This window comes from Prosthecobacter sp. (assembly GCF_020439865.1).
Taxonomy (GTDB): domain Bacteria; phylum Verrucomicrobiota; class Verrucomicrobiia; order Verrucomicrobiales; family Verrucomicrobiaceae; genus Prosthecobacter.
Genome location: NZ_JAGRPF010000126.1, coordinates 1 through 12056 on the forward strand (window position 1 = coordinate 1; position 12056 = coordinate 12056).

At 60.4% G+C, this 12056-nt stretch carries 9 protein-coding genes; 2 read left to right on the forward strand and 7 right to left on the reverse strand.

Features of this window, described 5'->3' with window-relative positions; genetic code table 11:
* Positions 1 to 474 precede the first annotated feature (474 nt).
* From bcp to KDL09_RS14895, 4 genes are read right to left on the reverse strand one after another with little or no spacing between them, the layout of a single operon-like run.
* Positions 475 to 945: a thioredoxin-dependent thiol peroxidase gene (bcp, locus tag KDL09_RS14880; RefSeq protein ID WP_294386592.1), complete on the reverse strand. Its 471-nt coding sequence runs from the start codon at positions 943 to 945 to the stop codon at positions 475 to 477.
* 19 nt (positions 946 to 964) lie between these two features.
* Positions 965 to 1540, reverse strand: coding sequence for a DUF4112 domain-containing protein (locus tag KDL09_RS14885; RefSeq protein ID WP_294386595.1), 576 nt, complete (start codon positions 1538 to 1540; stop codon positions 965 to 967).
* 51 nt (positions 1541 to 1591) lie between these two features.
* Entirely contained in the window at positions 1592 to 3370 is a 1779-nt protein-coding gene (gene rho / locus KDL09_RS14890; RefSeq protein WP_294386597.1) for a transcription termination factor Rho, read from the reverse strand.
* Between the two features lie 20 nt (positions 3371 to 3390).
* Positions 3391 to 4140 carry a YebC/PmpR family DNA-binding transcriptional regulator gene (locus KDL09_RS14895; protein ID WP_294386599.1) on the reverse strand — a complete coding sequence of 250 codons (750 nt, stop codon included), beginning with the start codon at positions 4138 to 4140 and terminating at the stop codon, positions 3391 to 3393.
* A 327-nt stretch (positions 4141 to 4467) separates the two neighbouring features.
* On the opposite strand from KDL09_RS14895, the gene KDL09_RS14900 reads away from it, so the two are divergent.
* Positions 4468 to 6576: a DUF1549 and DUF1553 domain-containing protein gene (locus tag KDL09_RS14900; RefSeq protein WP_294386602.1), complete on the forward strand. Its 2109-nt coding sequence runs from the start codon at positions 4468 to 4470 to the stop codon at positions 6574 to 6576.
* Between the two features lie 7 nt (positions 6577 to 6583).
* A complete protein-coding gene (locus tag KDL09_RS14905; protein ID WP_294386605.1) occupies positions 6584 to 7987 on the forward strand; it encodes a DUF1501 domain-containing protein in 1404 nt (467 codons plus the stop codon).
* On the opposite strand, the gene KDL09_RS14910 is transcribed toward KDL09_RS14905, so the two are convergent.
* The 3 genes from KDL09_RS14910 to KDL09_RS14920 all read right to left on the reverse strand — a co-directional run bounded on the left by KDL09_RS14910 (position 7984) and on the right by KDL09_RS14920 (position 11905).
* On the reverse strand, positions 7984 to 10608 hold the full coding sequence (locus KDL09_RS14910) for a tetratricopeptide repeat protein (protein WP_294386607.1): 2625 nt from the start codon (positions 10606 to 10608) through the stop codon (positions 7984 to 7986). The genes KDL09_RS14905 and KDL09_RS14910 overlap by 4 nt on opposite strands.
* Positions 10609 to 10658: 50 nt before the next feature.
* Positions 10659 to 11078: a CBS domain-containing protein gene (locus tag KDL09_RS14915; protein WP_294386609.1), complete on the reverse strand. Its 420-nt coding sequence runs from the start codon at positions 11076 to 11078 to the stop codon at positions 10659 to 10661.
* Between the two features lie 80 nt (positions 11079 to 11158).
* Positions 11159 to 11905 carry a protein phosphatase 2C domain-containing protein gene (locus tag KDL09_RS14920; RefSeq protein ID WP_294386612.1) on the reverse strand — a complete coding sequence of 249 codons (747 nt, stop codon included), beginning with the start codon at positions 11903 to 11905 and terminating at the stop codon, positions 11159 to 11161.
* Between the last annotated feature and the right edge of the window lie 151 nt (positions 11906 to 12056).

Sequence of the window (12056 nt, forward strand, 5' to 3'; positions counted from 1 at the left end):
ATCGAGCCCAGGATGAGTTGTTTAGCTGGTTTGATCATGTGGGTAGTTGTTCAGTGGGTTAAGAGGTTCGGGCGAAACTGCTTGATGCAGCCGAACTCGAACGAGCGCTGTTATGCCATGCCACCGGCCCACCGGCGAGAGCATCACTGTTACAGTATGGTTGCATGGCCAAGGGCCTCAGACTGAGGGCGTAAATGCCTGTCTTCGCCGTATTTCATGGAACGAAGTGAGCCCAGTATGCGGTTCATGCCCACGTCGATGCGTTGACCGACGGCCACTGTGCCAACCTTTGGAGCGTGAACGCCACGATGGGTCGTTCTCCCTTGGGTCCCATTTGCCCGCTCACGGAGACGGGAATCGTCCGGACGGCTCTCGAAACGACGCCAATACTTGCGAGGGCTCGACGCAGCCATGTTCATGGCAGCCCATGGCTGGCGATTAATGGCGAAAATTCCGTTGCTTCGAGCGCGGCGGTCAGAGTGCCGCCAGCACGGATTCCAGGTGCGCCTCAGGCTTCACTTTCTCGAGGATGGCGGAGATTTTGCCTTCCTTTCCAATCACAAAGGTGCTGCGCTCGGTGCCCATGTATTTCCTGCCATACAGGCTCTTCTCCACCCACACGCCGTAGGCGTTCACAATCGTGTGATCCTCGTCTGCGATCAGAGGGAAGGGGAGTTCGTGCTTCAGGATGAACTTGGCATGACGCTTGATCGAGTCCGTGCTCACCCCAAACACGAGCGCCTTTTGGGAGATCGCCTTCCACCCGTCACGCAGCCCGCAGGCCTGCTTCGTGCAGCCGGGTGTGTCGTCCTTCGGGTAGAAGTAGAGCACCACGTTCTGTCCCTTGAGTTCGCTCAGTGTCACGTTGTCCCCGTCCTTGTGACCGCCGCCGACGACAGGCGCAGTGAAATCGGGGGCTATCGAGTGGAGTGCGGGCTTGGGCATGATGGGAAACAACGTGGGATCAGACGCTCTGGACACCAAGCGCTTGAGCGATGTTCTGCAACAGGCTGTAAAACAGCCACGCATAAAACGCCCAGCCGATGGCGATGAACAGGACGATCATGGCGACGAGGAGGAAGATGCCGACAAAGAAGCGCAGGGTGCTGCGCTTGACCTGGTCCTTGTTTCCCTCCTGCCAGGTGGTGAGAAGCTTGAGATTTCGGCTGTTCGACTTGATGAAGACGGAGGCGACGGCACCAGCACCGGGAACAAGGCCGACGAGGAAGTTGATGCCCATGTTCACGATCATGCGCAGAAAAACCGGAATGGAGATGCCGCTGCGCAACGCCTCGAGCAGAATGATGACGCCTGCGCCTGACGCGACGGTGTCGCCGACTCCGGGAATCAGTGCGAGGATGGGATCGAGGCCGATTTTGACGTTCGTGCCGGGAACACGCAGCAGTTCGTCGAGATACTTCGCGAGGATGCGCGCGGCGGCGTGATCCACGGGATCCTTGCTGGCAGCGAGCTTCGACGCGATCGGATTGATCTGCGGCGGCAGCACCTCATCCACTTGGATTTCAGGATCAGGAGGCATGGCGTGTGAAGTGTCGAAACCAGAACAACGAATGCCACAGAGTGCGGGACGCTAGCTCTTGCTGGGCAGATCGACGAGCATTTGCGCGTTGCTGGGGTAGCGTTCGAGCAGGGAGATGACGCGCTGGATGGCTTCGACCGGCTTGTGACCAGCGAGACCGCGGCGCAGCATGTGGATCTTGTCGAGCTGGAAGGCCTGCAGGAGCAGCTCTTCGCGGCGCGTGCCGGATTTGAAGATGTTCACGGCGGGGAAGATGAACTGCTCGGCGATCTTGCGATCGAGCACGAGCTCCATGTTGCCGGTGCCTTTGAACTCCTGGAAGATGAGGTCGTCCATGCGGCTGCCGGTCTCGACAAGCGCGGTGCCGAGGATGGTGAGCGAGCCGGCGGTGCGCGTGTTGCGCGCGGCGGCGAACAGGCGGCGCGGAATCTCCAACGCACCGACACCGACACCACCGCTCATGGTGGCGCCGCTCTTGGCGGTGTTGTTGAAGGCACGGGCCATGCGCGTGATGGAGTCCATGAGCATGAAGACGTGCTCACCGCATTCGACGAGGCGCTTGGCGCGCTCGATGGCGAACATGGAGATGCGCGTGTGGTTCTTCACGTCCTGGTCGTTGTTGCTGGCGTAAATTTCGGCCTGCGGCAGGATGCGCTTGAATTCGGTGACTTCTTCCGGGCGCTCATCGACGAGCAGGATCATGAGATGCGTGCCGGGATGGTTGGTCACGACGGCTTCGGCGATGTGCTGAAGGATGGTGGTCTTGCCCGCACGTGGCGCGGCGACGATCAATCCGCGCTGGCCGCGGCCGACGGGGGTCATCATGTCGATGACGCGCGTGGTGAGGCGGTCTTTGACGGTCTCAAGCTGGTAGCGCTTGTTCGGGTTCACCGCCTTGAGTTCTTCGAACAACGGCAGGTCGCGCATGGCGAGCGGATTGCGGCCGTTGACCTCGGTGACTTCGGTGATCTGCGGGCCGCGCTGGCCTTTGCACTGCACGCCGACAATCTGCATGCCTTCACGCAGGCCGTATTTGCGAATGAACTCCGGAGCGATGAAGGCGTCCTGCGGATTTTGGGCAAAGGACATCTCACGACGACGCAGGAATCCATAGCCCTTGGGAGACATTTCGAGAATGCCGTTCGCCGGTTCCGGCGGTCCAAGCGGCTTGTCTTGCGGAGGCTCGTAGTTTTGACCACCCTGGGATTGTTGAGATGGATCACGCTCACGCTGTCCGCCGCCTTGGCCTCCGGGTTCGCGACCGGCACGACGCTGAGCGTCACGCTCGGCACGACGCTGCTTCCAGCGTTCGAATTTGGCCTTGCGACGTTCCTTGGCCGTCATCGGGCGTGGCTGGCCGTTTTCGTCGAGGACGGTGTAGCGCGGCAAACCGTTGTTTTCTCCACCGGCATTGCCTGATTCACCGGCGTTGTCGTTCTGTTCGTCGTCAGCATCCGATTCGTCGGTGCCGGTTGCTGCTTCGGCTGGTGCGGGTGTGTCGGCGGCAGGCGCGGATGGGCTTGCCGCGACGGGCGCGGGAACTTCGGGGGCCGGAGCCGGGACTTCGGCAGCGGGTTCCGCGGGTGCGGAAACAACGGGAGCCGGAGATTCGGTTTCGTTCAATGCCAGCTCGGGGAGCTCGACAGGCTCAGCCTTCTTCTTCGCGGTTTTCCGAGCGACTTTGGCTTTGGGAGCAGCTGCGTCAGACGCGGCAGCGGCTTTGGCCTTGGGGGCTTTCTTGGCGGCGGTCTTTTTAGCAGCGGCTTTTTTGGCCGGTGCTTTCCGCTTGGGCTTGGTTTCTTCGACCTCGGCAATGAGTTCTTCGGACATAAAATAGGGGGAAATGGGGGTTACTCGAGCTGGTCGGCGATGGCGTCGTCGATTTCGAAGTTGGCGTGGATGTGTTGCGAATCGTCGTAGTCGTCGAGGATGTCGTAGAGACGAATGAGAGACTTCGCCGTGTCCACATCACTCACGGTGACGGTGGTCTGCGGCTGGTAGATGAGCTTCTGCGAGCGGGAGGCGAGGCCCTTTTCACGCATGGCTCCGGCAACTTGGAAGAGCTGGTCCGTGGCGGTGTAAACAACCCAGTCGTCACCGTCTTCCTGGATGTCTTCGGCGCCCGCATCCAGGGCGACTTCCATGATCTGATCTTCGGTGGCGGCGGTCTTGTCGAGGCGGATTTCGCCGCGGCGGGTGAACATGTAGGCGACGCTGCCGGAGTCTGCGAGCGTGCCGCTGTTTTTGGAAAGCAGGACGCGGATGTCGTTGAAGCTGCGGTTGCGGTTGTCGGTGACGATTTCGATCATCATGGCGACACCGCCGGGAGCGTAGGCTTCGTAGAGGACTTCTTCGATCTGTGCGCCACCGAGTTCACCGGTGCCTTTTTTGATGGCGCGGTCGATGTTGTCATTGGGGACGTTGGCGGCGCGCGCGGCGAGGATGGCGCTGCGCAGGCGGGCGTTCATGTCGGGGCTGCCGCCGCCGGCTTTCGCGGCCAGGGTGATTTCCTTCGACAGCTTGCTGAAGGCATTGCCGCGCTTGGCGTCAGTGATGGCTTTGCCGCGCTTGATTTTGGACCATTTGTTGTGGCCTGCCATGATGAGAGCGATGTCAGTTGGTATGCAGCGCACAATGCGGCCATGACGGCGGCCATCCGTGCGGTGTGGTTTGGAGAAATGTAGGGGGGGGAGCGGCCTTGCCGCGGTGAGCTCCTTCAGGAATGACGGCCGCGCAGCGAGTGCGGGGTCGCGTTTCATCAGCACCAAGGCCGGGGAAACTTCGGCAATCCTGCCGGGAACAACACCAAGTGTTCACCAAGTTGAGAGAACTTGGAACGGAGGGAAGTGTGTGGGATGCCGGGCGATCATGCAAGATGTTTTTCATGAGCCGGGTCAAGAATGAAGGGGCCGGGACGTATTCGGAACGTGATTTCGCGCTTCACCGCCTGGCTTTGCCTGCTGCCTGTGCTGGCTGTTGCCGTCGTGCCTTCGACGAAGCCGTTGTGGTCGCTGCAGCCATTCGCCCGGCAACCGCTGCCGCTTGTGAAACATCGGCAGTGGCCGCAATCGCGTGTGGATCATTTCATTCTGTCGCGGCTGGAGCAGGAACAGCTCGCGCCGAACGAAGATGCAGATGCGGCGACGTTGCTGCGCCGCTTGCACTTTGATCTGACCGGTCTGCCGCCGCCTCTGGAAGAGATCGAGAGCTTTGACCTGTCGAAGTTCAGCGCCGTGGTGGACAAACTGCTCGCCTCGCCCGAGTTCGGCGCGCGCTGGGGCCGGCACTGGCTTGATGTCGCGCGTTATGCGGAGACCAGCGGCAACACGCGCAACATGGCCTACGTGCTGGCGTGGCGTTACCGCAACTACGTCGTGCGCGCGTTCAATCGAGATACGCCGTTCGATGAATTCATCCGTGAGCAGATTGCGGGCGATTTGCTGGCGCCGGCACGCGATCCGGCGCGGCATGATGATCAACTGCTGGCCACCGGCTTCCTCAATGTCGGCGTGAAGTCCCTCGGAGAGCAGGACATGACACTCTACGACATGAACGTGGCCGATGATCAGATCGACGCGACCTGTCACGCGTTTCTGGCCTTGAGTGCGAATTGCGCACGCTGCCACGATCACAAGTTTGATCCCATCCCGACGGCCGACTACCACGCGCTGGCGGGAATCTTCCGCAGCACGCAGAATCTCTCTGGCGTGGAAACAAACAATGTGAAGAAAGAGGCCGAGGCGATGCCCCTGGGACGCGACGGCATGCAGCGGCTCGCATCGGTGAAGCAGCACGAGAAAGACCTCGCTGAGATGCAGAAGGACTACCAGGAGATGGCGAAGAAGCGCAACACGATGCGCGAAGAACTGATCAAAGCCGGCTTTGATCCTGCCAAAGCGTCCAAAGCTCCCGATGTGATGCCGAAGGAGATGGTGGAGAAAATGAGCACACTCACGGTGCTTGACAAAAATGTAAGCGAACGGCAAAAGCAGCTCGCCGAAAAACAAAAGAGCGCTCCGCCGCCTCCATTATTCGGCATGTCGGTGCGGGATGGCGAAACGCCGATCGACTGTCCGGTGTATGACAAAGGCGAGATCAAAAAGCCGCTCGCCCCGGTGAAGCGTGGCGCGTTGTCGGCCGTTCCGGTCAAGCTGGCGCCCATCGGTCCGAAGGAGAGCGGACGGCGGCAGCTTGCCGACTGGATTGCGAGCCCGCAGAATCCGCTAACCGCACGCGTGATCGTGAACCGCGTGTGGCTGCATCTGTTTGGACGTGGTCTGGTCGATTCACCGGATGATTTTGGCCGCTTGGGCATGAAACCTTCGCATCCCGAACTGCTCGATGATCTGGCGGTGCGGTTCGTGCAGGAGGGATGGTCGATCAAGGCGTTGATTCGCGAACTGGTGCTCTCTCGCACCTATCGGATGAGTTCCAGCACGCGTTCCGAAGTGGCGCAGGCCAGGGATCCCTCCAATCTTCTGCTCTGGCGCGCGAATCGGAAGCGCCTCGAAGCCGAGCCGCTGCGCGATGCAATTCTCTTCCTCGGCGGTACGCTCGATTTGACACCGCGCGAGGGTTCGCCGGTGGCCGACAAGGCGCAGGCAGTTACGCCGCAGGGACGCGAGGTGGGGCGGAAGCATTTTCTCAGTGATCTTCAGGACGACACCACGCATCGCAGCATCTACCTGCCCATCGTGCGCGGCGCACAGTTGCCGATGATGCAGTGCTTCAACGCCGCCGATCCCGGTCTCGTGATCGGTAACCGTTCCGCCAGCGTCACGCCGGTGCAGTCATTGCTGCTCATGAACAGCGACCAAGTCATGGAGCAGGCGCAGAACTTCGCGAAGCGTGTCACCGGGCCGACCGTTGATGCAAAAATCGTATGTACCTGGAAGATGGCCTGCTGCCGTGAACCGACGGCGCAGGAACTGCAAACGCTGCGTGGATTCATCACGACCGTCGGCGACAATGCTGAAGGCTGGGCCCAGCTCTGCCATGCCGTGATGCAAAGCGGCGAATTTCAAACCGTTTACTGAAGCGACGATGAATCCTGCCCCCACCCGCCGTCATCTTCTGAGCGCTTCGAGCGCGGGGTTTGGTATGTTGGCATTGCGTGGATTGTTTGGCAGCAACTCGCAGGCGGCGATGGTGAATCCGCTGGTGCCGACGAAGACGCATTTTCCAGCACGAGCGAAGCGGGTGATCTTTTTGTTCATGCAGGGCGGGCCGTCGCAGGTGGACACGTTTGATTTCAAGCCGGCGCTGACGAAGCAGCACGGCGTGCCGGTGGCGAAGGACAGCCCGACGGTGTTTTACCAGTCGCCGTGGAAGTTCAAGCCGCGCGGACAGAGCGGGATGCTGGTTTCCGATCTGCTGCCGAACATGGCGCGGCATGCGGATGATTTGTGCGTGATCAATTCAATGCACACCGACCACAATGCGCATCCGCAGGCGATTCTGCAGATGAACACGGGCAGTTTCGCCTTCACGCGGCCGAGCGTTGGCGCGTGGTGCGTGTATGGCCTGGGGACGGAGAATCAAAACCTGCCGGGTTTCGTGACGATCAATCCTTCGTTCTCCGGCGGCGGTCCGTTAAAACACGGCAGCGCGTTTCTGCCGGCCGTGTGCGCCGGCACGCCGATCGGGCAGGACCGTGGCAACGGGGCGAGTCCGGGCTTTCCTGCGACACCGCTGAAGGACATCCAGCTTCCGTTCATGAACAACGCGCGACTGGATGTGGCGGCGCAGCGGCGTCAGCTTGACCTGGTGCAGTCGTTGAACCGGCAGAAGCTGGCGCAGGATGGAAGCAACGAGGCACTGGAGGGCTTGATCACATCGGCGGAACTGGCGTTTAACATGCAGCGCGAGATGCCGGAGGTGATGAACTTGAATCAGGAAAGTGTCGCGACGCAGGAAATGTACGGCATCGGTGATGGAAAACCGACCGACCAGATCGGACGTGCATGTCTGATGGCGCGACGGTTTGCGGAGGCAGGCGTGCGATTCATTCAGGTGAACCACGAGTTCTGGGATGATCACACGGACATTTTCAAAGGCCATCCTCAGCATGCACTGGAAACCGATCAACCCTTTGGTGCATTGCTCACGGATTTGAAGCAGCGCGGACTGCTGGAAGACACGCTGGTGCTGTGGGGCGGGGAGTTTGGACGTCCGCCGTTGCTGAACAAGAACAACGGTCGCGACCACAACAACGTTGGATTCTCGATGTGGCTGGCCGGTGGTGGCGTGAAACCGGGCATCCGCTTTGGCAGCACCGATGAAACGGGTGCGAGAGCGGAACAGGACAAGGTGCATCTGCATGATCTGCACGCGACGATGCTGCACCTGCTCGGTCTGAATCACGAAAAAATAACCTATCGCTACGCCGGACGAGACTTCCGCCTCACTGATGTGTATGGCGAGGTTAAGCACGGCCTGATCGCCTAACGCGAACCCTTTTTTGTGCTCTTCGAGGTCGCTTTGTCGGTGCTCGTAGGCTTCTCCTCGGGTTTGTCTTCAAGAGGGAGAACTTTGGGCGGAGTGGGGGCTGGGCCATCCCACAGGAAGTGTTCGAGCCGGATCTTCGTGGCGCGTTCGCGTGCTTCAAGTGAACGGTCACCAGGGCGCCGGGCAATCTGCTCGGCGAGGCGTGCCGCAGCCTCCCACTGACGTGATGCTTCGAGAAGATCGACACCGAAAAAGCCGGCCTTGGAAAACCAGACATAGTCCGCCGGACTTGCAGGCGGAGTCATGTCGGCGGCGCGCAGCACGTTGTAGCAGGCTTCGAGGGCTTCGGTATCATGCTTGGCGTCGGAATGAACGGTCGCGAGGGTGAATCCGGCGCGGGCCTTCCACATGAACGGAAGAGAGTGGTCGGAAAGGAATTCATCGAGCAGATCTGCGGCGGAATCCAGCCGTGCAGGTTCGGTTTTGCCGAGCAGGAGCAGCACCTCCGCCTTTTCACAGATCGTCATGCGACGCTGTTCCGGATCGAGCGATTTCATGGACAGCACTTTGTCCAGGGCGGCGAGGGCGGCGACGTGATCGCCTTGAAGACGTTCGGAAAGCGCCTGCTGTCGTCGGGCGGCGACGGCGAGCGTGCTGTTTTTCTTGGCGAGTTCCTCCCAGATCTCGAGCGCACGTTTTCGGCCCTCCACACTCATCACCGAGGTGGCTGACATGGCGGCAAAGTAGAGCGCAGTTTCCGCCTGTGGAGTGTCGGGATATTCGCGCGCGATGATTTCGAACTCCGTGCGGGCGTTGGCGAAGTCTTCGGAGCGGTAGTAGGCGCTGGCGATTTTTAGACGGACCTCGGGCAGCAGGGGGCTTTCCGGCCACGCTTTGATGAATTCGGCTCCTTCGTTAACGAGTGACTTGAGGTCACCTGCGGCATCACGCAGCCAGAGCCGGGTGTAGTCGATGCGCTGCAACTGAGCGGGGACGAGTTCGGTAGACGTGGAGGTGGCGGAGTCGAGTGTCGTCTGCGCATCTTGAATGCGCGGCGGAACGGCAAGGAGCATCCATTCGGTCAACGCGATGCAGGCGTCAGCAAAGCGCGGGTGTTTCGGGTGGTTTCGAATGAAGGCGCGCAGGGCGGCCTCTGCTTCAGGTTTGCGTTCACTTGCGAGGAACAGGGCCTTTTCGAGCTCTAGCGAAGCGGCGGAATCACCGCTTTCTTTGCCAGCCGCCGCGGCGTTTGACACGATCTCGAGCTGTCCGAGCAGGCTTTGATAGAGAGTGTAGTCGCTCGAGAGGATGGCAGTCACGGCGGCGTTGAACAACGCTCGGCGGCGTTCCGTGAGCGTAGTCGCGACGTTGGCGGCGTTTTGAAACAACTGCAACGCACGCAGACGCTCGCCGCGACTGAAGAGAATGCTGCCCGCGGAAAAATCGACCGATGCCGAGGCAGTGCCAAATCTTTCACGCCACTCAGTGGCGAGAGCAAGAACGCGTTCATCATTGTGATGACTCGCGTAGATCTCAATGGCCAGGCTCATCGCGTCGCCAAGGCGCGGGTGACCGGGGTGGAGTTGGATCAGTGTCTCAAGAAAGCTGGTCGACTCTTCATCTCTTTTTTCTGCGGCGAGCCACTGGGCCGTCAGATAAATGGCGTGGCCGCGGAATTCGATGGTGGCTTCAGAGAGAACCGGGGAGGGATCTGGCTGCTGCTGTGCAGCATTGCCTGCAGAAATCCAGCGCAGCACCACTTCTGGAAACGGGGAAGGCTCCTTGAGCTCATGATGCGCCCGGTTGAGCAGATCAAAGGCTTCAGTCCACAGACGGCTGTCTGCGGTGGCATCGAGAAACTTCAGGAGGTGGTCTTGTGATTCGGAGGCCCGGTCTTGCTTAAGCAACGCCTCGGCCTGCAGCACCAGGGCAGCATGGTGCAGGCGTTCGCCACCATTGGTGGCGGACAGGACTGCTTTGAGCATGTTCTGTGCTGGGGCGATCTGGCCGCTTTGCAGCAACGCACGGGCACGCAGGTAGTTGGTGGCGGCGTCGTGGTTCGCGGCGGGGATGACCACCGAGGTTTTACCTTCGTTGATGTTAATCTCACTCAGGAGCAGCTGTGCATGAGTGTGAAGCGGTTCTTCCGGTGCAGCCAGAAGTGGTTCGAGCTCGGTCTGCGCCTCCGCATTTTCACCCAGTGCGGCCAGAATTTGTGCGAGCAGGAGCCGGGTGCGCGGTTGATGGGGGGACTGGCCGTCTTCGATCAGCACTTTGCGTGCGGCCTGCAGGTTCCCGGTCAGTGTGAGAGCTTGTCCCCGCCAGAAGATCTCGTCATCGAGATCGTAGGCGTCTGCCACAGCCAGCACGCGGGCGCCGTCCTCGGCGCGCGTCCAGGCTTCGGCGGCGAAGGTGGCGAGCTGGCGGGTCTCGACGCGCGTCCAGCCTTTGCGTTTGAGCAGGCGCTCTGCCTTGACTCCGGCGACGCCGGGCAGTCCGTCTGCCAGCGCCTGTCTGGCAGATACGTAGTCAGCGTTGTCCTCCAACCCAGCTGCGAAAATTACAACGGGGAACACTAGAACGGTGGTGATGACGGAAAATAGACTGCAGCGCCGGGACATGCGCCTGCAGCCTATCCCATCTATCGACGCACAGCAAAGAGCAATGCTGATCAGAACTGATCCAGAAGGTATTTGATCAGATCGGTCGTGGTGACGATGCCGACAAGTTTTCCGCCGGAAACAATGGGCAGAGAATGAAAGCTGCCGCCCGCGAGCAGTTCGGCGGCCTGGCGAACGGTTCCTGTTTCAGGCAGGGAGACTGGGTTCTTCTGCATCACCTGTTCCAGTGTCAAAGTGTGGTCGAGCGTGGCGTCCACGGCGCGCTCGTCTGTGCGGAAGGCGTCGCCAAAACTCACCCGGAGGATGTCGCTCCAGGTGATAATGCCGACAAGCTGGTCTCCATTAACGACGGGAATGTGATGGATGCCATGCTCACGCACGAGAGAGCGTATTTTGGAAATCGGGTCGCCGTGGTGGACGGTGATCACGTTGCGGGACATGAGGTGGGTGATGGGATCGTTGTGTTTCATGGTTGGTCCCTTAACATCGTCGAATTACAGCTGCCCCGCTCCGCATGCGTTGGGGATGCGTGGACCGATGTTGCGGCCGCTCAGAGCATCTCGACGACAACGGCGCTCGCATTGTCCCGCCCCGATTCGGAGACGGCATATTCGACAATGGTTTTGGCGTCATCCTTGGCCAGCATGTCGGCCAGCCGGTGATCCCAGATGCCGTCGATGACCCCGTCGGTGCAAAAAAGAAAGTGATCACCGCTCTCGCAGCTGACTGAGCCGATTTGCGGGTCGAGGGACTGGCGGCCGGCACCGAGAACCTGCATGAGCACACTTTTGCGCGGATGTGTGCGTGCCTGGCGTTCGTTGAGCTCGCCTTTCCGCCGCAACCACCCGACGTAGGTGTGGTCGTCGGTGAGCTGCTTCATGGGGCCCGATTTAGGCAGCCAATAGATGCGGCTGTCACCGACATGGGCAAAGTGCATCCAGCCCGGGGTAAACCATCCCAGACTGAGGGTGGCGCCCATCCCACGGCACTCTTCATAGTGGCGTCCCAGTTTGATCAGTTCCTGATGAATGCGATGGAACAACTCGGTCAAGACATCCCCATGTCCTGCGGAGATGTTCTGAGCGGACTGCTTGAAGCTTTGCGGGAGGAGGCGGGTGATCTTCTCCGCGGCGATCTTGCTGGCAAATTCCCCCGACTTCGCCCCGCCCATGCCGTCGCTCACGGCAAAGACGAAATCACCATGGTCGAGAGTGGCTTCACCGACCTTGCCGAGATAACGAACCTCGCGGGAGTCGAAGTTCAGGCATAGGAAGGTGTCCTCATTGTTCTGGCGCACGCGTCCCCGATGGGTCATTCCGGACCAACGGACTCCGTTGGGTGGTTGGGGCGGGCTGGGGTCGCTCATTCGGCGGGCTTGGTCGGCTGGTCGAGAATGGTGGCAAGTTCGAAGTCGATCAAACAGAAACGGCCGTCAGAGGCGCGATAGG

What these genes read in the sequence shown, in the direction of transcription:
- bcp (WP_294386592.1), bottom strand. Translation starts at nt 945, where the DNA reads ATGCCCAAGCCCGCACTCCACTCGATAGCCCCCGATTTCACTGCGCCT.
- KDL09_RS14885 (WP_294386595.1), bottom strand. Translation starts at nt 1,540, where the DNA reads ATGCCTCCTGATCCTGAAATCCAAGTGGATGAGGTGCTGCCGCCGCAG.
- rho (WP_294386597.1), bottom strand. Translation starts at nt 3,370, where the DNA reads ATGTCCGAAGAACTCATTGCCGAGGTCGAAGAAACCAAGCCCAAGCGG.
- KDL09_RS14895 (WP_294386599.1), bottom strand. Translation starts at nt 4,140, where the DNA reads ATGGCAGGCCACAACAAATGGTCCAAAATCAAGCGCGGCAAAGCCATC.
- KDL09_RS14905 (WP_294386605.1), top strand. Translation starts at nt 6,584, where the DNA reads ATGAATCCTGCCCCCACCCGCCGTCATCTTCTGAGCGCTTCGAGCGCG.
- KDL09_RS14910 (WP_294386607.1), bottom strand. Translation starts at nt 10,608, where the DNA reads ATGTCCCGGCGCTGCAGTCTATTTTCCGTCATCACCACCGTTCTAGTG.
- KDL09_RS14915 (WP_294386609.1), bottom strand. Translation starts at nt 11,078, where the DNA reads ATGAAACACAACGATCCCATCACCCACCTCATGTCCCGCAACGTGATC.